This is a genomic window from Pseudoduganella sp. RAF19, assembly GCF_052114165.1.
Classification (GTDB): domain Bacteria; phylum Pseudomonadota; class Gammaproteobacteria; order Burkholderiales; family Burkholderiaceae_D; genus Rugamonas.
In genome coordinates, this window is record NZ_JBFREF010000005.1 from 691,255 (window position 1) to 716,039 (window position 24,785).

General features: G+C 63.4%; 20 protein-coding genes. 12 read left to right on the forward strand and 8 right to left on the reverse strand.

The window, feature by feature from the left end; all coding sequences use genetic code 11:
- Positions 1-2: 2 nt before the first annotated feature.
- Positions 3-1,343: a type VI secretion system baseplate subunit TssK gene (gene tssK, locus AB4Z19_RS16485; protein WP_442035627.1), complete on the reverse strand. Its 1,341-nt coding sequence runs from the start codon at positions 1,341-1,343 to the stop codon at positions 3-5.
- Positions 1,344-1,549: 206 nt separating this feature from the next.
- Between tssK and AB4Z19_RS16490 the strand changes: the two genes are divergently transcribed.
- Genes AB4Z19_RS16490 through tssH form a run of 8 tightly spaced genes read left to right on the forward strand, consistent with a single transcriptional unit; the run spans position 1,550 to position 10,715 of the window.
- The gene (locus tag AB4Z19_RS16490) at positions 1,550-2,134 is read left to right on the forward strand and encodes a tetratricopeptide repeat protein (RefSeq protein WP_442026284.1); all 585 of its coding nucleotides are present in this window, start codon (positions 1,550-1,552) and stop codon (positions 2,132-2,134) included.
- 25 nt (positions 2,135-2,159) lie between these two features.
- Positions 2,160-2,663, forward strand: a complete 504-nt coding sequence (tssB, locus tag AB4Z19_RS16495; protein WP_442026283.1) for a type VI secretion system contractile sheath small subunit — start codon at positions 2,160-2,162, stop codon at positions 2,661-2,663.
- A gap of 1 nt (position 2,664) precedes the next feature.
- A complete protein-coding gene (tssC, locus tag AB4Z19_RS16500) occupies positions 2,665-4,146 on the forward strand; it encodes a type VI secretion system contractile sheath large subunit (RefSeq protein WP_442026282.1) in 1,482 nt (493 codons plus the stop codon).
- A 23-nt stretch (positions 4,147-4,169) separates the two neighbouring features.
- Positions 4,170-4,661: an Hcp family type VI secretion system effector gene (locus tag AB4Z19_RS16505; protein ID WP_442026281.1), complete on the forward strand. Its 492-nt coding sequence runs from the start codon at positions 4,170-4,172 to the stop codon at positions 4,659-4,661.
- 14 nt (positions 4,662-4,675) lie between these two features.
- On the forward strand, positions 4,676-5,164 hold the full coding sequence (gene tssE, locus AB4Z19_RS16510) for a type VI secretion system baseplate subunit TssE (protein ID WP_442026280.1): 489 nt from the start codon (positions 4,676-4,678) through the stop codon (positions 5,162-5,164).
- A 1-nt stretch (position 5,165) separates the two neighbouring features.
- Positions 5,166-7,004: a type VI secretion system baseplate subunit TssF gene (tssF, locus tag AB4Z19_RS16515; protein ID WP_442026279.1), complete on the forward strand. Its 1,839-nt coding sequence runs from the start codon at positions 5,166-5,168 to the stop codon at positions 7,002-7,004.
- The gene (gene tssG / locus AB4Z19_RS16520; RefSeq protein ID WP_442026278.1) at positions 6,968-8,035 is read left to right on the forward strand and encodes a type VI secretion system baseplate subunit TssG; all 1,068 of its coding nucleotides are present in this window, start codon (positions 6,968-6,970) and stop codon (positions 8,033-8,035) included. Before tssF ends, tssG begins: the two co-directional genes overlap by 37 nt.
- Positions 8,036-8,045: 10 nt before the next feature.
- Positions 8,046-10,715, forward strand: coding sequence for a type VI secretion system ATPase TssH (gene tssH / locus AB4Z19_RS16525; RefSeq protein ID WP_442035628.1), 2,670 nt, complete (start codon positions 8,046-8,048; stop codon positions 10,713-10,715).
- 4 nt (positions 10,716-10,719) lie between these two features.
- Here the strand turns inward: tssH and tssA are convergent, their stop codons facing one another.
- The 7 genes from tssA to AB4Z19_RS16560 are packed head-to-tail and all read right to left on the reverse strand — an operon-like array spanning position 10,720 to position 19,634.
- Positions 10,720-11,739 (reverse strand): type VI secretion system protein TssA, encoded by a 1,020-nt coding sequence (gene tssA / locus AB4Z19_RS16530; protein WP_442026929.1) that lies wholly within the window; start codon positions 11,737-11,739, stop codon positions 10,720-10,722.
- A 23-nt stretch (positions 11,740-11,762) separates the two neighbouring features.
- On the reverse strand, positions 11,763-12,512 hold the full coding sequence (locus AB4Z19_RS16535; RefSeq protein WP_442026928.1) for an OmpA family protein: 750 nt from the start codon (positions 12,510-12,512) through the stop codon (positions 11,763-11,765).
- 1 nt (position 12,513) lies between these two features.
- On the reverse strand, positions 12,514-13,500 hold the full coding sequence (tagF, locus tag AB4Z19_RS16540; protein WP_442035629.1) for a type VI secretion system-associated protein TagF: 987 nt from the start codon (positions 13,498-13,500) through the stop codon (positions 12,514-12,516).
- Positions 13,497-17,240, reverse strand: coding sequence for a type VI secretion system membrane subunit TssM (tssM, locus tag AB4Z19_RS16545; RefSeq protein WP_442035663.1), 3,744 nt, complete (start codon positions 17,238-17,240; stop codon positions 13,497-13,499). The genes tagF and tssM overlap by 4 nt, the downstream gene beginning before the upstream one ends.
- A gap of 21 nt (positions 17,241-17,261) precedes the next feature.
- A complete protein-coding gene (locus tag AB4Z19_RS16550; RefSeq protein WP_442035630.1) occupies positions 17,262-18,611 on the reverse strand; it encodes a hypothetical protein in 1,350 nt (449 codons plus the stop codon).
- A gap of 6 nt (positions 18,612-18,617) precedes the next feature.
- Positions 18,618-18,881: a PAAR domain-containing protein gene (locus tag AB4Z19_RS16555; RefSeq protein ID WP_442035631.1), complete on the reverse strand. Its 264-nt coding sequence runs from the start codon at positions 18,879-18,881 to the stop codon at positions 18,618-18,620.
- Positions 18,882-18,890: 9 nt separating this feature from the next.
- Entirely contained in the window at positions 18,891-19,634 is a 744-nt protein-coding gene (locus tag AB4Z19_RS16560) for a M15 family metallopeptidase (RefSeq protein ID WP_442025039.1), read from the reverse strand.
- Between the two features lie 228 nt (positions 19,635-19,862).
- On the opposite strand from AB4Z19_RS16560, the gene AB4Z19_RS16565 reads away from it, so the two are divergent.
- From AB4Z19_RS16565 to AB4Z19_RS16580, 4 genes are read left to right on the forward strand one after another with little or no spacing between them, the layout of a single operon-like run.
- Complete coding sequence (locus AB4Z19_RS16565; RefSeq protein ID WP_442025037.1) at positions 19,863-20,549, forward strand: hypothetical protein; 687 nt, start codon at positions 19,863-19,865, stop codon at positions 20,547-20,549.
- The gene (locus tag AB4Z19_RS16570; protein ID WP_442025035.1) at positions 20,546-21,250 is read left to right on the forward strand and encodes an AHH domain-containing protein; all 705 of its coding nucleotides are present in this window, start codon (positions 20,546-20,548) and stop codon (positions 21,248-21,250) included. Before AB4Z19_RS16565 ends, AB4Z19_RS16570 begins: the two co-directional genes overlap by 4 nt.
- 1 nt (position 21,251) lies before the next feature.
- Positions 21,252-21,860, forward strand: coding sequence for a hypothetical protein (locus AB4Z19_RS16575; RefSeq protein WP_442025033.1), 609 nt, complete (start codon positions 21,252-21,254; stop codon positions 21,858-21,860).
- Positions 21,861-21,863: 3 nt separating this feature from the next.
- Positions 21,864-24,782 (forward strand): type VI secretion system Vgr family protein, encoded by a 2,919-nt coding sequence (locus tag AB4Z19_RS16580; RefSeq protein WP_442035632.1) that lies wholly within the window; start codon positions 21,864-21,866, stop codon positions 24,780-24,782.
- Positions 24,783-24,785 lie beyond the last annotated feature (3 nt).

The following is a 24,785-nucleotide window of genomic DNA, read 5'->3' on the forward strand; positions in this document are numbered from 1 at the left end:
GATCAGGAATTGACTGCAATGAGTTCCAGGCGCAGGTCGCGCATACCGGACGGCGCATAGATCGAGATCGACTGGGCTTGTAGCATGCGTTCGTACATGGCGCCTTTGCCGTCCAACACAAAGTAGCAGCAATCGGGGCGCACCGGCACAGCGGCCGGGACCTGCGGTGCATGCGCGATGCGCACACCGGGCATGGCGGACAGCACAAACTTCTCGACGTCATCCGGCGCACCTATCTTGAAGCGCAGCGGCACCACATCCACCACTTCCACAGCGGGCATATCTGCCTGCACGGCGAGGTAGAAGGTCGTGCGCTCGTCGATTTTTCCGGAATCGAGCATGCCGTGGAAGTAGGACGGTTTCGGCTGCGTCAGGGCGATGGCGAAGTAGCGCGACGAGATGACCGTATCCAGCAGCTCACGAATGATCATATGCAGCTGTGTGAACGCCGGGCCGGGATCGTCGTGCCGGTAAGGCGGCAGATCGGCCAGCGACCAGCTGCGCGAATAGGTCATCAGCGAACCGGCCAGCGACAGCAGCTGTTCGTACAGCCGCTCCGGATGCAGTTCGGGATTATGGAAGTAGTGCGACAGCGAGCCGAATGCGTTGCTGGCCGTGTGCAGCAGCCAGAAGGTGGACATGTCGCCGCTGCGGAACTCGATGAAGTTGCGGCTCGGTTCACGGTGGTGGCCATACAGCGCGCTGACTTTGGCCTGCAAGGCGTCGAGCAGGCGGCGCAATTGCTGGAATAGCGGCGGCGCGCTGCGTACGCTCACGCTTGGCGCGATGAAAGTGGGGTCGAGTTCGAAACCGCCGGTGGCAAGACGCCGTAAGCGCAGCAAGGGAAAGCTCACGTAGGAGTCGCGCGGCTCGGTATCGGCCAGCAGGCGCACCGTTTTTTTCAGGTAGGCCAGCTCGGCGCGCGCAGCCTGCGTGTACAGATCCGGTGTGTCGGCATTGGCCTGCGCGAAGCGCGCGCCGTTCACCGGCTGTCCTGCGGGCGTGAAGTTGCCGCCGAAATGCTTGAAGGCGGGCAGGGCGGCGTAGTAGGTGACGCTGTGCTGCGACTGCTGCAACTGGCTGAGGTCCACGCTATCCGGCAGGTCATCGCTGTTGGGGGCATCGACCAGTTCACCGTCCTGGAAGATCAGCGCCAGGTCGAGCAATCGCAGACGGTTGCTGGCCAGCGCTTCATGGTCGATGGCCACGCGTTCCACGCCCCAGGCGAATGGATGAGCAGCTTTCACGCTGCAATGCACACGATGTTCGTGATAGCGATCCTGCTGCTGGAAATGCTGGGGACGCAGGAAAAGTCCTTCCCCCCATAAGACCTTGCTACTCATTTTGGACCTCTTTATTCATTGCCATTTTTCAACTGTAAGAACAATAACATTTTTGCGAAAAGCCTGTAGCTACAGGCGCTATCGTGCGCAGGGGTGTGAGAATTGGATAGATTCAATTGTGCGCAGGTAATATTTTTTCTCTGATAGTGTTGCGCTAATCATAATAATTGCAATTTCGATATCTCCGTGTCCATACGAGGTTAGTCATGAAGAAAAGCGTCACGCCGCTGCGTTTATTGTGCGTCGCAGCATTTTCGCTCGTGCTGAGCGCCTGCCAGACCATGGAGCCGCCCAAGGTGGCGGCGGTGCCGGTCAAACCCAAGATTGAAGACTTGCTTGCCAGGGCCAGCGAGGCGCAGGCTGCCGGCAAGACCGAGCAGGCGCTCGCGCTGTGGAAGGAAACGGCGCAGAACTATCCGGAAGACAAGCAGCCCTGGGTGCGCATCGCCCAAACCCGTTATGACGCAGGGCAGTATGGGGAAGCCATCATGGGCGCACAGGAAATCCTGGTGCGCGATCCGAGCGACCAGCTGGCCAACAGCATCATCGCCATCAGCGGCTTGCGCCTGTCGACCCGCGCGCTGGGGGACTTGAGCCGCCAGAATAATCTGTCCGGATCGATCCGCACCGAATCGCAGGACCTGGCCAAGCTGCTGCGCGAAAGCCTGGGCGAAACCGTGCTGGTGCCGCCGGCCCCCAAGGCTGCCGCGGCGCCTGCCAAGTCCGGTGGACGCAAGACGAAAACCACCGCCTCCAATCCCAGCGCCGATCCCTTTGGCGCCTTGAAGTAACCCCTCGTTGAAAGAAGGAGAAGTCATGTCCAAGAGCCAAAGCGTCCAGAAGCGCCTGCAGAAAATCCGCCCGCCCCGGGTCCAGATGACCTACGACGTAGAGATCGGCGACGCCATCGAAAACAAGGAGCTGCCTTTCGTGCTGGGCGTAGTCGGCGACTTCGGCGGCAATTCGGAAGTGGAGCAGAAGCGCCTGAAGGAACGCAAGTTCGTCAATCTTGATCGCGACAATTTCGACGAGGTGCTGAAAGGCGTGGAACCACGCGCGGCCTACCAGGTACCGAACGAGTTGAGTGGCGAGGGGCGCTTTGGCGTCGACCTGCATTTCCGCTCAATGGCCGACTTCCGTCCCGAGTCCGTGGTGCAGCAGGTCGAGCCGCTGCGCCAGCTGCTGGAAGCGCGCAACAAGCTGGCCGACCTGCGCAACAAGCTGGCCGGCAACGACAAACTGGAAGACCTGCTGAACCAGGTTTTGCAAAGTACCGAGAAACTGGCTGAACTGGGCCAGCAGAATGTGAAAGGGGAGTGAGATGTCGGCCCAACTGAACGCAAAGGGTGGCCTGGCCACTGCCGAGAACAACCTGCTGGACCAGATCGTCGAACAAAGCAAGGTTGCTAAATCCAGCACCGAGCATGCGCGTGCGCGCGACATCATTTCCGAGCTGGTGCAGCAGGTGATGGCGGGTACCGTAGTGGTGTCCGATAACCTGGCGGCCACCATCGACGCCCGCGTGGCGGAACTGGATCGCCTGATTTCGAATCAGCTGTCCGCCATCATGCATGCGCCGGAATTCCAGAAGCTGGAAAGCAGCTGGACTGGCCTGCATTACCTTGTGAAAAACACGGCCACCGGCACCGGCCTGAAAATCAAGCTGCTGAACGCGACCAAGAAGGAATTGGTGAAGGACTTCCAGAGCGCGCTGGAATTCGATCAGAGCGCCATGTTCCGCAAGGTGTATGAAGAAGAATTCGGCACCTTTGGCGGCGCGCCGTTCGGTGCGCTGATCGGCGACTTCGAAGTCACACGCCAGCCGGAAGACATGTATTTCATCGAGCAGATGTCGCATGTGGCAGCGGCCGCCCACGCGCCGTTCGTCAGCGCTGCATCGCCCGAGCTGTTCGGCCTGGAGAGCTATGCCGACCTGGGCAAGCCGCGCGACCTGTCCAAGATTTTCGACACCGTGGAATATGCCAAGTGGAAGTCCTTCCGCGAATCGGAAGACGCGCGCTACGTGGGCCTGACCCTGCCGCGCTTCCTGGGCCGGCTGCCATTCAACCCGGCCGACGGCGCCACCGTGGAAGGCTTCAATTTCGTGGAAGACGTGGACGGTACCGACCACCAGAAATACCTGTGGTGTAACGCAGCCTACGCTTTCGGCGTGCGCCTGACGCGCGCCTTCGAAGACTTCGGCTGGTGTGCTGCCATCCGCGGCGTTGAAGGCGGTGGCCTGGTGGAAGACCTGCCGACCCATACCTTCAAGACCGATGAGGGCGAGGTGGCGCTGAAGTGCCCAACCGAGATCGCCATCACCGACCGCCGCGAAAAGGAGTTGAGCGACCTCGGTTTCATCTCCCTGGTTCACTGCAAGGACACCGACTATGCCGCCTTCTTCGGTGCCCAGTCGGCGCAGAAAGCGAAGAAATACAACAGCGACGCCGCCAACGCCAATGCCGTGCTGTCGTCGCAGTTGCAGTACATCTTTGCCGTGTCCCGCATCGCCCACTATATGAAGGCCATGATGCGCGACAAGATCGGCAGTTTTGCCGCCGCCTCCAATGTGGAAGATTTCCTGAACCGCTGGCTGACCCAGTACGTGCTGCTGGACGATAACGCCAGCCAGGAGCAGAAGGCGCAGTTCCCTTTGCGCGAGGCCTCGGTGCAGGTATCCGAGGTCCCCGGACGTCCGGGCGTGTACCGCGCGGTGTCCTTCCTGCGTCCGCACTTCCAGCTCGATGAGTTGTCCGTCTCGCTCCGATTGGTCGCGGAGCTCCCGCAATCGACCAAGTCCTAACCTAAACACCTGAAAGGAAGAAAATGGCAATCGACGTTTATCTGCAAATCGACGGCATCAAAGGCGAGTCGACCGATACCGCGCACAAGGACTGGATCGAAGTCCGCTCCGTACAGTGGGAAGTGCTGCAGCCGAAGTCGGCTACCGCATCCACTGGCGGCGGCCACACCGCCGAGCGCACCGAGCATCGCGACATCCTGCTCTCCAAGATGGCCGACCTGTCTTCGCCGCTGCTGCTGCAGAACTGCTCCTCCGGTAAAACCCTGCCGAAGGCCAAGCTGGAGTTCATGCGCGCCGACAGCCAGGGCGAGCGTATCAAGTATTTCGAGATCGAACTGGAAAACGTGCTGATCGCCAGCGTGGCGCCGGAAGTTCGTCCGGGCGACATCCTGGGTGAGGATGTGTCCCTGAAATACTCCAAGGTGAAGTGGAAGTACACCCAGCAGAAAGTCAACGGCGGCGCGGGCGGCAACACCTCCGGCGGCTGGGACCTGTCGGCCAATAAAGTAGCCTGACAGGCGGCGCGGGCATGGCGGAAAGGGGATTCACACCGGGCTTGCTGGACCGGCTGCTGGCGCCTGGCGCCGGCAGCGCCACGGTAATGCGCCTGTCCCTGGAAGAAATGAAGGATGCGGTGGCGCGCGACCTGGAAGCGCTGCTGAATACCCGTACTGTCATGCCTGAGCATTTGCTGAAGCGCTATCCCGAGTGTGCGCGTTCGATCGCCAGCTATGGCCTGAACGATTTTGCCGGCCTGTCGCTCGCCAGCATCGATGACCGCACTCACATCTGCCAGAGCCTGGAACGTGCCATCGCGCGGCATGAGCCCCGGCTGCGGCAGGTCCGTGCCGCGCTGGAGATTCAGGAGGGCGCCATTGACCGGCTTAATTTCGCCATCACGGCGCTGCTGGTGCTGAACGAGGCGCATGAGCCGGTCAATTTCGACGCGGTGCTGCAGCCGTCCAGCCTGCACTACACGATAAGCAAGGCACGCCGCGCGGCGCTGCCGGGAGCATGATTTGGAAGAGTTGCTGCCATATTACGAGCGCGAACTAGGATTCCTGCGGCGCTATGCGCGCGAATTTTCCGAGCGCTATCCCAAGATTGCGGGCCGCCTGATGATTGGCGGCGAGGTGTGCGAAGATCCGCACATCGAACGCATGATCCAGTCCTTTGCCCTGCTCAATTCACGCATCGCCAAACGGCTGGACGATGATTATCCCGAATTTACCGAAGCCCTGTTTGAGGTGCTTTATCCGCATTACCTGCGGCCGTTCCCGTCGTGTTCCATTGCGCGCATGGATTACGCAGCGGCCGCTGCGCAACTGACCAGCGCCACCGAAATCGCGCGCGGCACTGCACTCTCCACGCGCCCCGTCAACGGCGTGGCGTGCACTTTCCGGACGGCTTATCCGGTCACCGTGGCGCCGCTGGCCCTGACCCATGCGGCTTTCGCGTCGCTGATCAACGCGCCGGAAGCAGTCCAGCTGCCGCCTGGCGCCGGGGCCAGTCTGAGCATCACCATTGAGGCAACGGCGGAGCAGGCGACGCTGGCACAACCCACAGTGTCATCGCTGCGCGTCTTCATGGATGGCGAGCCTTCCTTCTGCGCCGCACTGCGCGATGCACTGTTCATGCGAACGGTGAAGGCCTATGCCGAGCATGAGGGGCGCTGGCTGCCTCTGGAGCGCATTCCCGTTACACCGGCGGGCTTTGCGGAGCAGGACGCCCTGATCGATTTTCCCGCGCGCTCGCACAGCGCCTACCGTCTTCTGACCGAATATTTCTGCTTCCCGGAGAAATTCAATTTCTTCGACATCGACTTGCGGCTGCTGCGAAGCCAGCTGCCGCCCGGCAGCCGCAAGGTCACGCTGCATCTGGCCATGTCCGGCCTGCGCAGCGATTCGAACGTGGCGCGCATGCTGGCCACGCTCTCGACAAACAATCTGCTGCTTGGTTGTACCCCCGTGGTCAACCTGTTCCGCCAGCGCGGGGAGCCGATCCGCTTGACGCATACTTCGGACAGCTACCCGGTACTGGCCGATGCACGCCGTGCTTATGCCTACGAGGTGCATGCCATCGAATCGGTGCGCATGGTGAGACAGGGACCGCAAGGTGAATCGGTAGTCGCTTTTCGTCCTTTCTATTCGCTGCGTCATGGCGAAGCGCCGGAAAAGAACGGCCATTACTGGGTCATGCGGCGCGACGAACAGATGGCGCACAAAAGCCCGGGCTACGAAGCGGAAATAACGATTGTCGATATCGACTTCGATCCGGCTGCGGTCGAAACCGACACCTTGAGCCTGCAGCTGACATGCACCAACCGCGACCTGCCTGCTTCCCTGGCTTACGGTGTGCGCGGCGGTGACCTGTTCATGGAGGGCGGTTCCAGTGTGCGCAGCATCAGCTTCCTGCGCAAGCCGACCGTGTCGCAGCGCTTCGGTCGCGAAGGCAGTGCGCATTGGCGCCTGATCTCGCATCTGTCGCTGAATCACTTGTCGCTGTCCGGCAGCGGACTGGAAGCGTTCCAGGAAATGCTGACCCTGTATGACCTGCCGCGGTCCCCGGCCACCCAGCGCCAGATCCGTGGCCTGACTGCCATCGCCTACAAGCCCGCCAATGCGTGGCTGCCGGGGAATCCCTTTGCCTGCCTGGTGCGCGGCATGGAAGTGCGGCTGGAGGTCGATGAGGAAGCTTTCGTCGGCAGCGGTATCCACGCCTTTGCCCACATCATTGAAAGCTTCCTGGGGCAATATGTGCATGCCAACAGTTTCACGCAACTGGTCATCGTGGCCGCCAAGTCGGGAGAGGAGCTGTTGCGATGCACACCGCGAAGCGGCGATTTGAGCCTTCTGTAATCGAGCGCCTGTTCGCCGAACCCTACCGCTTTCAGTATTTCCAGGCCGTGCGCATGCTCGAGCTGTGGCTAAAGCGGCACGGCGCGCCGCAGGAAGGTGCGGTGGCGAACTTCCTGCGCTTCCAGAATCCCGTCTCGCTGGCCTTCCCTGCCAGCCAGATTGAGGCGCTGCGTCCGGAGCCGCGCGAAATCCTGCCGACTGCACCGGCCCTGGCCGAAGCGCTGGCATCGCGCCAGCTGCAATATCTGCGCATGACGCCCAATTTCATGGGCTTCCTCGGCAGTTCGGGCACGCTGCCCGCGCACTACACGGAAACGATTGCCGCCCACCAGCTGTACGAAAAGGACGATGGGCCACGGGCCTTCCTTGATGCCTTCTCTACTCGCTCGCTGTCGCTGTTTTACGAAGCGTGGCGTAAATACCGGCTGGCGCTGAAGTATCAGGCCGACCGCCATGACCGCTTTCTGCCTCTGCTGCTGGCCTTGGGCGGACTGGGTAATCCGTCGCTCACTCAGCGCCTGCAACAGGGCGGCGTGCGCGATGAATCGCTGGCCTTCTTCGCCGCAGCCTTGCGCCACAAGCCGGCATCGGCGTCCATGATCGCGCGCGTTCTGGGCGAATATTTTGACGTGCAGGTCGCCGCGACGCAGTTTATCGGCTGCTGGTATGACGTACCGCGTGAACAGCTTACGGCGCTGGGAGGCATCCATGCGCAGCTCGGCATGACGGCCATGGCGGGCACGCGCGTCTGGCAGCGCGATCTGCGCCTGCGGCTGACGGTGGGGCCGCTGCGGCGCGACGATTTCAATGCCTTCCTGCCGGGCGGCAGCGCGGCCCGGGCGCTGGAAAAGCTGCTGGCCATGTTCACCGGCGTGTCGCTGGAATACGAGATCCGGCTGGTGCTGCGCGGCGAGGATGTTGCCGGCACCACGCTGGGCCAGGTTGGCGCGGCAGGGCGCCTGGGCTGGGACAGTTTCATGCACGAGGGCGCGCCATCACAGGACCGCGCCGACGTGTGCTACATCATTTAAAGGATATTCAATGAGCATCAACCTGAAGACATTGATCGGCAAATTGAACGCGAGCTGCCGCGAGGCCGCCACGCGTGCGGCGAGCATTTGCGTCGGGCTGGGCCAGTTCGAAGTCGATCTGGAACATCTGTTCCTGGCTTTGCTGGAACAGCCACGCAGCGATTTCACTCTGCTGGCTCGGCATTTCGATGTTGATACCAGCAAGCTGCAAAGCGATCTGCAGAACGAGATAGGCCGCTTCAAGGCGGGCAATTCACGCACGCCGGTGTTTTCTTCGCGCTTGCCGCGCCTGTTCGAACATGCCTGGCTGATTGCCTCGCTCGATCTGCAGGCTGGCCAACAGGTGTTCATCCGTAGCGGCCATCTACTGCAGGCGCTGCTGACCGATGCGGAGCTGGCACAGCTGGCATACCGCAGCTCGCCGCTGTTCAACAGGTTCCGTGCGGACGATATCAAGCATCATCTGGAGCAGATCACTGCCGGTTCGCAGGAGGCTGTGGTGGAGACTGGCGCGGCGCAGGAGGAGGGCGATCCGGTCGGCGAATTGCAGCAGGTGCCCGCCAGGACTCCGGCCCTGGACCAGTTCACCACCAACCTCACGGAACGCGCCCGTGCGGGTCAAGTCGATCCGGTGATCGGGCGCGATGCGGAGATCCGCCAGGCGATCGATATCCTGATGCGCCGACGCCAGAATAATCCTATCCTGACTGGCGAGGCGGGCGTCGGCAAAACGGCTGTGGTGGAAGGGCTGGCGCTGCGCATCGCCACGGACGACGTACCCGATGTGCTGAAAGGCGTGGCGATTCACACGCTGGACATGGGCTTGCTGCAGGCCGGCGCCAGCGTCAAGGGCGAGTTCGAAAATCGGCTGAAGAGCGTGATCGATGAAGTGAAAAAGTCGCCACAACCGATCATCCTTTTCATTGACGAGGCGCACACCATGATTGGCGCGGGCGGCCAGGCGGGGCAGAATGACGCCGCCAACCTGTTGAAGCCCGCACTGGCGCGCGGCGAATTGCGTACCATTGCGGCGACTACCTGGGGCGAGTACAAGAAGTATTTCGAAAAGGATGCAGCACTGGCGCGGCGCTTCCAGGTTGTGAAAGTCGAAGAACCCAGCGAAGAACTGGCCTGCGCCATGTTGCGCGGGATGGCGCCTTTGATGGAAGCGCACTTTGGTGTGCGCGTAATGGACGAGGCAGTCACCGAAGCGGTGCGTCTGTCGCATCGTTACATCAGCGGCCGCCAGCTGCCGGACAAGGCAATCAGTGTGCTCGATACAGCCTGCGCAAAGGTGGCGCTGGGCCAGAGCGCGACGCCAGCGCTGATCGAAGCACTGCAGCGGCAACTGGAGCGCGAAGGCGCCGAGGCTGCGGCCCTGCTGCGTGAACAGGCGGCGGGCGCCGAGCACACGCAGCGTGTGCAGCAGCTCGACGACAGCTGCGCGTTGGCTGAGCAGGAGTTGATGGCGCTGCGCGTGCGCTGGGAGCAAGAGAAATCACTGGCGGCCCGGATTGCCGAGGCGCGCGCCGCGCTGGAAAAGCATGGCGCGGGGGATGGCACGGCGGGCGCCATGACGGGTGATGGCGGCGCCGCACGGGACATTCAGGTGCTGTTGGCCGAACTGCGCGCGCTGCAGGGTGAAACGCCGATGGTGCCGGTGCAAGTGGATGGTCACGTGGTTGCGGACATCGTCGCCGGCTGGACCGGCATACCGCTTGGGAAAATGGTGAAGGATGAAATCCAGGCCGTACTGCGTTTGAAGGACGTATTGCAGGAACGCGTGATCGGCCAGCCGCAAGCCATCGGCGCCGTGGTCCAGCGCGTGCGTACCGCGCGTGCCAATCTGGACGATCCCAATAAGCCGAAAGGCGTGTTCCTGTTTGCCGGCCCGTCCGGCGTGGGCAAGACGGAAACCGCGCTGGCACTGGCCGATGCGTTGTACGGTGGGGAGCGCAAACTGGTCACCATCAATATGAGCGAATACCAGGAAGCCCACAGTGTATCGGGCCTCAAGGGCTCGCCGCCGGGCTATGTCGGCTACGGCGAAGGCGGCGTGCTGACCGAAGCCGTGCGCCGCAATCCCTACAGCGTCGTGCTGCTGGACGAAGTGGAGAAAGCGCATCCCGACGTGCTGGAGCTGTTCTTTCAGGTCTTCGACAAAGGCATGATGGACGACGCTGAAGGCCGCGCAATCGACTTCCGTAATTCGATCATCATCCTCACCTCGAATGTGGCCTCGTCCACCATCATGCAGTCCTGCCTGAACCGCGCCGAGGAGGAGTTGCCCTCACCGGAAGAACTGGAAGCGGCAATCCGTCCGCAGCTGCTGAAGGTGTTCAAGCCGGCCTTTCTGGGGCGCCTGAAAGTGGTGCCGTTCTACCCGATCGCAGACGACACGCTGGCAAGTATCATTGAACTGAAGCTGGACCGCATCGGCCAGCGCATCGGCATCAACCACAAGGCGGAATTCCATTATGACGATAGCTTGGTGGATGCAGTGCTTGCGCGCTGCACCGAGGTCGATTCCGGCGCGCGCAATGTCGACAATATACTGAACGGGACGTTGTTGCCGGAAATTGCTGAAGCCGTGCTGGCGAAGATGGCGGAGGGGAGGACCATCAGCCGCATCCAGGTGGCGGCCGACGGTCTGGGCAAATTCGAATACAGCGTGCGTTGAGTGCTCAGGAGCGCTGGACGCCCAGCAGCTCCTCGATATGCGCCAGTGAACCGGAATCCTTGACCACGCTGCGCAGCCAGGTATGCAGGTCCTGCTCCGCAGCGTCGGCCGCCTTGTCGGCGTAATAGGACGCCGGGCTGTATGGTTCCGTGCGCCGGAAGAAGCTGGCGATCTCGCGCAACTGGGCCACAGCCTGCGCGCGTGATCCGGCGGCGCCATGCGTCATTGCAGCCGGCTGGGCGAACATGATCTGCGCGTCCTGCGCGCTATCCGGGCCGGGCGCCGGCACCGTCGCAGGCAGGCTCGCATGCGAGGGCATGGCATCGATCATCGCCTGCACCGCATTGCGGGCGGCGGCAAAGCCCGGGCTGTCCGCCCCAAGACGTTCGTCAGCCGCCGTTTCCAGTGTGCGCAGCGCTTCCATGCAGTAGCGCGCATCAGCGGCAAACTGTTCGCGGAAGCGTGCCGAATTGCGAGCGCGGGCACTTTCCATATCGGCCAGCTTCGGCCAATCCGGATTGCGCACATTGTCCGGCAGGCTGGCCTGCCTGCGCGCCGTCTCGAAATCGATGGTGGAGAATCCCTGTCCCTCGGTGAGCGGCATTTCGCGTGTCAGCGCTGCAGTGCGGTTCAGTATCCAGGCCAGATTGCCGATGCGCTGCTCGCTGTCGCCGGCATCGGGCAGGGGAAACAGGCCATTATTCCAATAGGCGCGGCAAAGGCCGGCCAGCACGCGGAACGCTTCACCCAGACCGCGCAACTGATGCTGCTTCGCTGCGGCTTCGGCCAGCCAGACGGCCAGGCGCAAGTCCTTGCTTTGTTCGGTGAGCAGTGCGCTGCAGCGAGCCACAACGAACGACCAGTCGGCCTCTTTCAGTTCCGTGACCCATTCGCCCTGTTCCAGCGAGGGATCGTCGAAACGGCGCGCATGGGCGATGGCGTCAAAGGCCGGCGAAAAGGATAGATCGATACCGGCCGGCTGTTCCGGGGTGATGGGTTCCAGCAGGGATTCAGCGGAAAACATAGCTACTCCTTCAATAGCGGCGCTTACTGCGCCATGCGGAATTCGATGCGGCGATTGCGCGCCCGGCCTTCCGCTGTGTCGTTATTTGCTACAGGACGGTCGGAGCCCTGGCCCGAGGCGGTCAGCAGCTCGGCCGCGATACCTTTGCCGGACAGGTAATTGCGCACGGCTTCCGCCCGCGCCTGGCTCAGGTTCTGGTTACTGGCGCGCAGACCCACGTTGTCGGTGTGGCCAATGATCTCGACCTTCTGGCCTTTCATCTTCAGCATGGCGACCGCCATCTCGTCCAGGATAGTCTTGCCGGCCGGCGTCAGCACCGCCTGGCCGCTCTCGAATTCGATGATGCGGTTGGCCAGCGTGCGGTCCAGGATGCCCTGCTCGGCCATCGCCACGCGCAAGCCGTTGTTGACGGTGTAGGTGGGATTCAGGCTGGTGGCGAAGTCGCTGGCGATGCGCTGGCGCTGTGCCTCATTGGACACTTCGCCACGCACGCTGACCATATTGCCGTCCACTTTGAGCTGGCCACGACTGATCTGCTTCAGATTGGGCGTGATCAGCTTCTGTACGTAGTTGCTCCAGTTCGCCGGGCTGGCGACCTGGCCGACCGCCAGCTGGTCCACCACTTTGTCGGCGCCATACACCTCGCGCAACTGGTTGAGCAGGGCCGTCTTGGCCGCTTCGTCCGGTACGGTGCCGCTGGCCACCACCTGGCCGGGCAACTGGGCTTGTGCCGCGCAGGCGGCAAACAGCAGGAGGACAGGAATGCAACGCATATCAGTTTCCAATAAAGGCGGTGCGCAGCGAGTCGCGCGCGGATTTCAGGGACAGCGCCGGCTGGGCAAGATAGGCCGAAACCTTCTGGCTCGCGTAATCGTCCTTGACCTGGTCTTCGACCCATTCCACATCGTCGAAGCGGATGTGATGCTGCTCGCCGACCTGAGGGTCCATGATGCCCAGCAGGGTGTGTGGCGAAGCGCCGCTGAAGCCCAGCACCAGCACGGGCTTGCCGTGCAGGCGCGTGACGAAGAGCGACAATTCGAAGTCGGCGCGCATCAGGAAAGGCGTGATCACGTGCATCCAGAAGGCCGCCACCAGGTTGCGGTATAGCGCATCGGCCGGCAGGGGCAGCACCAGGCTTTTTTCAAGACGGCTGGAGCTGCTGGCCATCACCGGCTGCAGGAGCATGCCCAGCGCCAGCATCAGTTGACGCACCGTGCCGCCAAAGCCCGCCTGTGCCAGCAGGCCGTCCAGGGCGCCCACGGTTTGCAGTTCCAGGAAGTCGGCGAAAGCAGCGTCATAGGCCGCCGCGCGCAGTTCCAGATCGAGCGTATTTCCCTGCAGCGCTTGCAGCGGCGCGCCGGCATCCGGAGCGGCCAGCACGCCACCGCTCAGTTGCTCCAGCCTGGCCCACAAGCGCGTCAGCAGCAGCGGGCTGAATGAGGCGAAGCTGGCCGGTTCCTCGACTTCCACGCTGCTCACCATCAGGAAAGGAAAGCGGCGGCTGGACTGGTCGCTGGAAGCAGTGATATGGCCTGCGATGGCGGAGCGGCGGCGTGGCCCCAGCAGGGCGAAATGCAGCGGCTGCACCGCGTCGTAAGTCAGCTTCCAGCGCGCATCGGCGCTCAGCATCTCCATTGAGCGCGCCAGCCAGTCATCCAGCACATTGATCACGCGCGGATCGCTGCCGCCTTTGACGAAGTCCGCGCGGCTGGGAACCTTGCCGAAATAGCCGATGGCGGCAGGCGTAGGCATGCGGCTCATTGCTGCGCTCCCATTGCCGCGACCTGCGACGCCAGCGTGGGCGAAGGCGTGCCACCCACCACGGAGTCCGGCAGGCGCAGCTTGCGGAAGCCTTGTCCTGCCTGGGCCGGTGCGGAGGCTGGCGCGGCAGGCAGCAGACGCAGATTGGCCGTGACTGTCACGCCGCTGTTGCTCCAGCTAAGTTCGAAGCTTCCATCATCCTTGCGCTTGCGCTGTGCGGAGTCGATCATTTTCTTCAAGCCGAAATGGCCAGGCTCGTCCAGCACCACCACCTTTTTTCCGTCCGGCGTGAAGGCCGTGATGCGGGAGCCCGGCACGCCTTGCGGATTGGGCCAGACCATCGGCGTCCAGGGTTGCGGCTGGCCTTTCCAGCGCAGCGCCTGTCCGTCGATCTCGATGGTGTATTCGCTGACGCCCGGTACCGCGACGGTCTGCAATTGGAAGCGGGTCTGCGCCTCTTCGCCGCTGGCCTGGTTGGCGACGCCATTGGCGTTCAACGGTGCGATCCAGCCGGGAAAACTGGTGGTGACTGCAGGCGACAGGGCAATACCCATATTGGCCCAGGTGCGGGCGCTGAGCGTGTCGCCCCGTCGTACCACCAGCGGGCCGACCGTACTGTTGAAGAATTTGGCCACTGCGCCCTCAGGACCGAATACCTGCCCGATTTCGGCATTGCTGGCTTCCTGGCGCGACTCCGGCGCGAAAGGATATTTGGCCAGCAGGCCTTTGCGGAAGGGCTCCAGCACTTGCGCCGTCCATACCTTGTTGATCTCGGCCTCGGTGGGCTGCACGATCACGGCAAAGGTCTGCATCAGCGGACGCACCAGCAGCGGGCGGATGGCCTGCTTCTGCTGCTCGCCCATGCCGGTCAACATCTGTTCGTCGACGTAGCGTAAGGCATCCGCCAGTTCGGAACCGCTGCCGTCCAGCGTCTGCTGCATCAGTTGCTTGGCGCCGGGACCGGGATCGCCCTGGTTGCGGATCTGGTTGAAGCGGGCGCGTAGTCTGGATAGGTTGTCCATGTAGCCGCGCATCAGCGAAGCGCCCTTGTCCTTGGCCACCACCAGCTGCGCCACGCCCGCAAATTCGCGGCCGACAGGACCCAGCGGCAGGGCGCTGCCCGGCGCTGTGTTCGCCGGCACGCTCACCGTCACCTGGCCTGGCTTGCGGCGCAGGATGGTCTCGCGGAACCAGTCACCCAGGCCGCGCTGCGCACGCTGCAGGCCGGTGTCGATCAGCGAAGGGTTGTCCCATGAAGTCTCCTGGTACACCGTGTTGACCAGCTTTGCGATGGGCGAGTTTTGCGGATCGCCCAGCCGGTCCATGGCGCCGGCGGCGGCGGCAAAGCCGTCCAGGTCCTTGATTGCCACGCCCTGCAGGAACTTCTGCCATTCCTTCGCATAATCGTTCTTGTAGGCCTCCACCAGCGATTTCTGGATCTGCTCCGGACTGCCCTCCAGCGTCAGATCGTCTTTGCTGGCGGTCTTCAGCACCCAGTCGGCGCTGCTCAGTTCACGGTTGGCGGCTTCGCGGAAGGCATCGCGAACGAAGCCATCCCAGGCGGCGCGCGTGAAGGCGCCGGAGATCGAATAGCTGCCCATGACCAGTTCGCGATCCTGTTCGCCGACGATGCGGGCGACGGTCATTGCCGGATAGCGGGTGGCGGCGCGCGCTTTCACGTCTGCGTACACGCGTTCGCGCGCCGGCATGCCGCGCACCACGCGGCGCAGCGTAGTGCGCGACTGGTCGACCAGCGCCAGGCGGTTTTCGACTTGCGGCCAGGACGGATCGTTGATCTGCTCCAGATAGAACGCGATCATGCGTTCCGCGCTGCGGATCATCTGTTCGCGCGGCATGGCGCCGCGGTTGGTTTCCAGCCACACGCGCCAGAAGCGCGTCAGCTGGTCATTCAGGTGGCTGGCTTCGGCGCGGTTGCGATCCGCCAGCATCAAGTAGGTTTTCAGCGCGTTGTAGGCATCTTCCACATTGTCGGGTGCCACGTCCTTGAACTGCTGTATGCCTTGCTGTGCCTGGGGCGCCGGCGCATGCGCCTGCGGTTGCAGCTGCGCCGCATTGGCATTGACTTCTGCAAGGAAGGCTTCCAGCGATTGACTCACGGGCTTCAGCATCACTTCACGCAGGCCGTTGAAATATTCCTCGCGCAGCTTGCGTTCCAGAAGCTCGCCCTGGTACAGGCCAAGGCTGACGGACAGCGGGCGGTCATCGCGGAATTGTTGCAGCTGTTCGATGCGGTCCTGCAGGATTTCCATGGCCTCGATGCGGGCCGCCAGGTCCGGCCGCTGCTGTTGCAGTTTGACGGCTTTCTCCAGATCGGCCTGCACATTGGCTACCAGCTGGCGGTTGCCCAGGTAGGACCAGCTCCATCCGCCCAGCAGCAGTCCGCACAGCGCCACCGCGCCGAAGAAGGCCGCGTAGTGCATGCGCGTCTTGGCCGGGCTGGCATACTGCGCGACCAGGTCGCGGTCCGCAAAGATCACGTTGCGGAACAGTTTGAGCAGGAAGTAGCCATGCTGGCGCTCATTGCTGCCATGGCCTGCTTCCTGCAATTGCAGGTCGAAGCGCTGCGCCACGCGGTGCGTGGTAGCCGAGACGCCTTCGCCTTCCTGCAGCGCGCTGGTGAAGTAGAAACCGCGGAACACCGGCTTGAACTGGAAGGGATTGTCTTCGAACAGCGTGGCGATGAAGGCGCGCAGCGGCGCCTTGATGGCGTTGAACTCCAGCGGGAAGGTGAACACGCCGGGCGGCAGCCGTTCGCGCCATTGCAGCGCCATATTGGCCAGGCTCATTTCCTTCAGTCCTTCGTACAGCTCGTCGAAGCGGACATCGAACTGGTTCAGTACCTCCTCGTTCGAATGGTCGCGGCGGTAGGGCAGGGTAGCGCCCCAGACGCGTTCGCGCTCGCCGATTTGGCAGTCCTGGAAGAATTCCGCAAAGCCGTTGATCAGGTCTGCTTTGGTGAAGACGATATAGACCGGCGCGTGGACTTCCAGTTTCTCGGTCAGCTCCTGCACGCGCTGGCGCAGGCTGTGCGCCAGGTCCATTGCAAATTCGGGGCGGCGGCCAATCAGTTCGGCGATACTGACGGCGATGATGATGCCGTTGATCGGCGCCTTGCGGCGGTATTTTTTCAGCAGGCCGAGGAAGCCGAACCACTCTGCGCGGTCTTCATCGTTAACCGAATAGCGTCCTGCCGTGTCGAGCAGGATGCCATCGGTGGTGAAGAACCAGTCGCAGTTGCGGGTGCCGCCTACGCCCTGCACGATGCGGCTGCCCGACAGCGGGAACTGGAGGCCGGAGTTGGCAATGGCCGAACTTTTGCCCGCAGCTGGATTTCCGATGATCATGTACCAGGGCAGCTCGTACAAGGCAGCGCTGCCGGAGCGCAGACCCAGCTTGGAAGTCTTGATGGTGGCGATGGCCTCCAGCATGCGCTTGCGCAGCGCCTCCATTTCGTGGCGTTGCGAGGGATCGGCTTTAGGATTCACGGCCGCTTGCTGTTCGAGCATGGAGCCCAGCTGGCCGGATGCGCGCTTGTTGCGGCGCCAGCGCCAGTACCACAACGCGGCGCCCAGCAGCAGCGCGGCGCCGAATACGCTGAAGGCCAGCGTGTAAGGCAGTTCGAAGAGGGCTGCGGCGAGAAGCAGTACGGCAGCCAAAGCGATCCAGCCCATGACAATAAGGCTGGTGCGTGATGTCAGGTGGTCCCGGAGTCTGTGCATCATCATGATTTTCTGGCTGGTTCAGGTGAGAGTAGGTGCCACGGCAGCGGCGGGACCGAGCAGCAGCGCGTAGCGTTGTTGCTCGTCGTTGTTACTGAAGCAGAGTGCATGGCCTTCGCTCGCGGCAGCGTGGTGCCAGGCCAGCGCCGCGGCAGCAAGGCTGGCAACGCTGCCGCTATGGCCGCATGCGGCGCCAATGCAGCCAAGCTGGCTGCCATGATCGATTTGCGGTAGAACGCTGCCGGCAGACTGCATCAGTTCCATCATGGCGCTGCTGCGGTGATCGGTATCGGCGGCGATGAACAGCGGCTGCGGTGGGGGTGTGCCGGCGATGGCCAGCGCAGCACGGGCCAGGCCGGCGAGTCCCGCGCCATCGGCCGATTCCGCCGGACTGGCGGGAACGCCTGCCTGCAGCGCCAGTATCTGCACTGCCTCCGGCGCGGCGGCCGCGCGCTGCAGCAGCAGGCCGGCTGCGCCTTCGCCCGGAATTCGTCCATTCGGCTGGCGCCGGCCAAACAGTGTGCCGTCCGACATCATCTGCGCCACGGCGCCCTCGCTGATGGACGAATCGAGAGCCAGCAGCAGGAACAGATCCGGCGCGGCGGGTGCGGAAGCATGCCGTGCAATGTCTTGCAGCGCGTCGAACGGCGCTGCGCTGCCGACCGTGCGCAAGGACAAGCGGTCCTGTGGCCAGCCAGCGCCGTGTGTGGCATACAGCAGCCAGCGGGCGGCCTGCTCGCGTTGTGCGTCGGACCAGGTAGGCGGCAGCAGTGGTGCTACCTGCAGCACGCATTCGGCGGCCTGCACGCGGGTTGCCTGTGCGAGCTGCGCTACGACAGCGCCACCCAGCGCCATGGCGCGTAGCAGATGCGGCGCGGGCAGCGCCGCGCCCTGGCTCGTCAGCCAGGCCTTGACGGCGCCAGTGTCCGTTTCGCGCACGCGGCCCGCGAGGATGGGAAAACCCTGTGCGTCCGTCAGTTCGGGGTCAAGTTCCAGGCGCGCGCTGCCGGCTTCGAAAGCTGATGCCAGTTCGGCGGCTGAATCGCCATGCGGCATGCGCAGCGCTGCCGCCAGCACCGCCAGCTGCGCGGTTGGCGCCGCAACTGGCATGGCTGCCGTGGCGGCTGCGGCGTCGGGCGAAACGGACGGGACGACGGCTCCGGAGCGGGACCGCGCCGTAGCTGCGAACGCCATGCCCTGGCGCGCGACCCACCAGCCGGTGAGCAATGCCAGCGGAGCGCCCAGCAGACCAAGCGCCAGGTCGCCGCTGTCCGGCAAGCGGGTGGTAGCGCGCCAGTACCAGACTGCGCACAGCCAGCAAGCGGCAAAGACACCCACGGTAGCCAGGCTCCGTTTCAGCCAGATGTTCATGTTCTGTCAGCCCGCATCCGTGGTGTTTTGCTGACTGGCGATCAGTGTTGCGCCGCACGCCACCCGATCGCCGTGACGCGCCACCGGCTTGCCGTCCACCAGCATGGACGGGTCGCCACTGGCGATCATGGTGGGGCCGTGTACCGGGCAACTCACCTTGTCGCCCACGCGCGCAATCGGTTTGCCGCCGCTGTCGCTGAACTGGGCAGCTTCGATCACGACGCCCCCATGCGACATCTTGTCGCCCAAACGGATAAGTGCTCCTGACATGCTGCGCTCCTATCGCTTCATCACGCCGGCCACGCGCAATTCTGTGTGGCCGAAATCCATCATCTTCCAGCGGCCGCCCCAGGTCAGGCCCAGGCTCTCGGCCACTTCTCCAAACAGCTGGTAACCGCGCATGGCCCATGGGTCACGCTCAGAAATCACCAGCACGCCATCGCGCACGAAGGCGCAATCGGCGGCCAGTCCGTATTGGTGCCAGCTCTGGAACGCGGTGGCGTTGGTCACGCCGCCGCCCATAGACGCCAGCATGTCCTGCCGTTCGGGGCTGCGGTAGCCCTCCAGCAGCGCCATGTCGTAGCCATGGCGCTCCTTCATGATGCGGAAGGCTTGCAGCAGGCGTTGGGAGTAAGCCTGATCCAGCATGGCCCAGTCGCGGCTGGCCGACGCCAGTTGCGGACGCACGGCCTCCACTTCCTGCGTCATGAACAGCAGGGGAGGCAAGGCCGGTGGCGGTACCAGTTGTTCGCCTTGCAGCAGTGCGGCGATTTGCTCGTTCGGTGCGCGCCTGTCGTCGTCAAATCCGCCCAGCATGGTGCGGCCGCTGGACAGCCAGGCCAGCAGTGGCGGCAGCGCGAGCAACAGCGCACAGGCCAGCACGATCCACGCGCGGCGACGCAGGAAGGCGCCGGCGTGGCGGACCGCGGACGGCGTGGCGCGGCCGGAGGGATGCGGGAACAGCACCATCCAGCTTATGGCGCAGGCCAGCAGGAAGACCAGGGCGATGGTGGCAAGCAGCACGAAAAAACCTCGATCAGGATGGACGAAAATTGCAAATTTTGTAACAATTTAGGCAAGTTTCGTCTTATCAAATAATTATTGCGAGCAAGTATATCTTGAACTTCTGATAACCTGCGCTCGCTTGGTTTTCAATCGTGCGCAGCTCTTTTGTCATTGTGCTATTGAAGAGTGCGCGGCCTTTTTGGGCATTGAAGTAAAGTATTGACAACCTTTACTAGGAGCTACATTTTGCCTAATAACAACGAAACCAGGGGCCGTCCATCCCTGCTGTCGGCTGAACAGCAGAAAGAGCTGGACCAGAGAAGCGGCCAGTCCGCCAGGCCGTCGCAGGCCGCATCCGGTTCTGGCCGCAAGTGGACCATTGGCGTTGCTGCCCTCATGCTGGTGGCGGCAGTGTGTGTCGCTTTCATCGTTACCGGCGAAACGGCGGAGCCAGGCCCTGTAGCTGCCGCGCCGGCTGCCGCCGCGCCTGTCCTGGCGGCTGTGACCGCGCCGACGCCGGAGCCGGCAGCCGTGGCTGCGATCCTCGACGAAGCGACGCCCGCGCCGCCCGCGACACCGGGGCCAGCCAAACCGGCGGAATCGCTGGCGCAAATGCTGGAAGGGACCAGGGCCGCGCCGCACGCGTCGGCCAAGCCCAAAGCCCGGCCGATGCAGGTACGGGCGAAAACGTCGACGGCACCGCAAGCCGAGCCGGACAGCGATGTCGAGTTGCTGAGCGCCCTGGTCGCCCATTCGAAAGGCCCGACGTCGGTCGACGCGCGTCTGCCGCTGGTGAAGGCGCTGGAACAATGCAAGCGGCAGGACAAGCGCGACGCCGCGCGCTGCCGCCTGCGGGTGTGCGACGCGCGCTGGAAGTCGGACGAATGCCGCGTCTACAGCCGCAGCAAACTGGAACGATCGGCGGCAGCATGAGCATCGCCAAGTTGGTGGGCAATACGTCCAAGGACAGCTCCTACCTGAACCGGATCAAGGACGCCATCGAACATGACAAGTCGCACCCACGCAACCTGGGTGTGCAAATGCAGGCGCACCATGTCATCTCTGGCGAAGGTATGAAGCGCTCGCGCCTTGGCCACAAGATCGAGCAGGCGGGCTACGACATCAATCTGTTGCCGAACCTGGCCTTCATTCCCTGCACGCTGCAGGGCGCCTGTCACCTCGGCGTGCAGCCGCACCGTGGCAACCACGATTTCAAGATCGACCAGGACGATTACAAGGACGACTCCGAACCGCCCAACTACCACAATATGGTGGCGACCATGGTGCAGCAGCTTGACCGCGCACTGCACATCGCCTGCCGCGGTAATGACCTGCATTACCGCGACAAGGTGATCGATGCGCTGGACGCGCTGAGCAAACAAATCCTCGGCAATATCCGCCGCAAGCCTGAGGAGGCGCCGTTGACCAGGGTCGCGCTTCGCTTCGGCAAAATGGGCATCGGCTGCGGCGGTGTGGATTCGGTTCGCGACCATAAACTGACCGGCGCCTGCGCCGTCGGCCGCAACCATTTCTATCGCGACGAAGCGCCCAGGCTATCGCAGGGGCCAAAGCAGCAGGTCGAGAAAATACGTTATCAGGGCAAGAGCCCATACAAGCTTGAGGTTGGAAAATAAGATGAGCAATTACGCCGAAGAGTATTACTTTGTGCGTCTCCCGCGCGAACAGGACAAGCTGCCTTTCCTGGTGCCGGACAAGAATACCGAAGACCGCAACTTCCGCTTCATGCCGCAGCCAATGGGTTCGCCGCCGCTGGTCTTCAGCAACGCAGCGGCGGAGGAGAATCGCCGCACAGGCAATTACGTTCCAACGCCCGAAATCCTGTTCGCAGGTGCCGACCTGCTGGTGCGCAGCAACTTACGTGACAGGCTGCTGCAGGAGGACATCGACCACCTGCACATGCATCCCGCCGTGTATATCGACGACAAAGGCAACTGGCACGAAGACTACTGGTATCTGACCTTCAGCGAACAGTTCGATTGCTGGGACCGCGCTGCTTCAGACTACGAGCAGGATGACGATCCGGTGCGCCTGGCGGGCAAGGAATTCGTTCAGGTCTATGAATACAGCCTGGACCAGGAGCGTATCGATGCGGCGCCGCTGGGCCAGCGCAAGCTGTTCAAGATGGATGGCGACCTGAATGGCTTCGTGGTCAGCCACCAAAGCTTGCTGCCCTTGTTCCAGTCGGCCAGCGGTGCCTGGTGCCAGCGCGTCAGCGATTATTGAGCCATGCGGACCGACCTTTTGCGGCAGGCGTATGCCGCGCTTGCCCAGTTCTCCAGCGCCAGCAGGCTGTATGAGCTGACGATCGAGAGCGGCGGCGAGCTGGGTTCGGGCGGCTTGCTGGTGGAGGCCTTCCTCGCGCAAGACGCGCTGCAGGCCACTGCCGTGCGCGATGTAATTGCCTTGTCCACCAGCGCTCATGTCGACATGGATGCATTGCTCGGCCGCCGCGCCGGCTTGCAGGCCAGCCTGGCCGATGGCAGCCGGACCACCTTCCATGGCTTCGTCAGCCAGGCGGCTTTGCTGGGCAGCGAAGGGGGCATGGCGCGCTACCGCCTGCGCATCACTCCCTGGCTTTGGCTGCTGACGCAAGTGCGCTCCAGCCGTGTGTGGCAGGACCGCAGTGTGCCGGACATCGTGGATGAAGTATTCGGCAGTTACGCACCGCTTGCGGCATGGCGCTGGAGCGACGATGCGCTGGCCGAACTGGCGGCGATCCCTGCGCGGAGCTACTGCTGCCAGTATCGCGAATCCGATTACGACTTCGTGTTGCGGCTTCTGAGCGAGGAAGGTATCGGCTGGCGCTTCGAGGACGGCGAGAAGGAGCAGACGCTGGTTCTGTTCACGGACAGTGCCGCCGTACCTGAAGATGCCAGCAGCGCCGCAGGACAGGGCATACGCTACCACGCGGCGCGCGCCGGCGAAGAACATGACAGCATTCTCGCGCTGCAATCGCGCAGCAGCCTGCAGACGTCATCCGTGACACTGGCGAGCTATGACTACAAGGCCAAACAGGCCGTGGCTGGTGGCGCATCTGCGTCCGCGTCGGCGGCGCTGGCGCTAGAGAGCTATGACTATCCCGGCGAATACTACTTTGGCAGCAGTGCTGAGGCCCAGCGTTACGCCGGTTTGCAACTGCAGGCGCTGGAAGCCTGCGCTGCGGCTTGCGAAGGCCGCTCCACCGTGCGCACCATGCGCGCGGGGACGCGTTTTACGCTGACGCAAGGGCCGCTCAGCACGCAGTCCGGCGGCAAGGAGTGCGTCGTGCTGCGGGTGCTGAGCGTGGGGTTGAACAACCTGCCCGCGCCGGCGGCGCACGCACTGGCCGAGTTGTTTGGTCCGGTGCCGGAACTGCTGGAAGATATCGCCGCTGCGCTGCCGGCGCAGCCGGAGGACTTCCCGCTGACGCTGCGCCAGGCGGCGTCCAGCGGGTACGCGAATGCCTTCTCCGTGGTGGAAGCAAGCCAGCCGTGGCGTCCCATGCCCGGCGTGCAGCAGGCGCGCCAGCACGCGCGTCCCACAGCATCGGGTTGCCAGAGCGCGATCGTGGTTGGCGCCGCAGGAGGCGACGGCCGGGCCGGTGCCGACGAAATCCATTGCGATAGGCTGGGCCGCGTGCGTATCCGCTTCCATTGGCAGGATCAGGCCGACGCCGGTTGCTGGGTGCGTGTCGCGCAGCGATCTGCTGGCGGCGGCATGGGCAGCCAGTTCCTGCCGCGCATTGGACAGGAAGTGCTGGTGCAGTTCCTTGAGAACGATATCGACCGGCCCATCATCGTTGGCGCGTTGTACAACGGCCAGGGTGAAGGCGGCACACCGCCCACCCCGGGCGGCGCGGGAGACGAGGCGCCAGCGGCGGCCTTCGACCTCGCGCACGACAGCGGCGTATCGTCGCAGGGGAATCTGGCTGGCGGCAACGCACCGGTATGGCATGGCGCCTCAGCGGACAGTGCGGGCCACCGCAATGCCGCCTCGATGTGGGGAGTGCGCAGCAAGGAGTTTGGCGCCAACGGCTACAACCAGTTACTGTTTGACGATGCCGACAGCCAGGGGCGCATCCAGTTGCGCAGCTCGCAGGCGGCCACCGAGCTGAATCTCGGACACCTGATCCATGCCGCGGACAACTACCGCGGCAGCTTGCGCGGCCACGGCGCCGAGCTGCGCACCGATGCGTATGGCGCGCTACGCGGCGGCGCGGGTCTGCTGGTCAGCAGCTATCGCCTGCAGCACTCTGCGCAGCGGCGTGAGCCGGCCGGTGACAACATGCCGGGCATTGCGATGCTGAAGCAGGCGCGCATGCTGGCCCAGTCCTTCAGCGACGCCGCAGTCAGGCACCAGACGGTCGGCCTGGCCGCAAGCATCGGTGTCAGCGGCGCGAAGGCTTCCACACTGGCCGGGCAGGAAGCGCCGCTGCAGGGACTGTTGACGGCTGTTTCCGGCATGGTGTCATCGTCCAGTCTTGACGACGCGCGCGCGGACGCAGGTAAGCGGCAGGCCGGCGGTGGTGACGGCAAGCTGCCGCACAGTGCCGATCCGGTGCTGGCGGTCACGGCGCGAGAGGGACTGTCCCTGAGCGCCGACAAGCACCTGCAGATCGCGTCGTCTGAGCTGGCGGTTGCAATGAGCGGACAGGACACGCAATTGGCCACCGGCGGCCAGTTGCGCCTGCATACCGGCCAGGCCTTAGGTATGCTGGGTGGCGCGGTGAAGCCGGGCGACAAGGAGCTGGGTGTGCAACTGGTCGCGGCGAGGGAAAGCATCGACATCCAGGCCCAGTCCGATACGCTGCAAATACAGGCAAAGGGCGCGGTTAACGTGAAAAGCGTCAATGCCCATATCGATTGGGCTGCGGCGAAGAAGATCAGCATCGCCACCGCCGGCGGCGCGAACATCACCATCGATGGCGGCAACATCACCGTGCAATGTCCCGGCAAACTGACCATCCACGCGGGGAAAAAGAGTTTCGAAGGCCCTGCGAAGGATGAATATGTGATGCCCGTCATGCCGGGTTCCGAGGCCAGCTGGGTGCAACTGGCCGCCAGTTACGACGACGCCTGGAACACTCCATGGCCGCTCGACCACCTGAAGTTCGCGCTGGACGGCAAAACGCTGGTCAAGGGCCAGTCGGTCAATCCACTGAAATAGCGA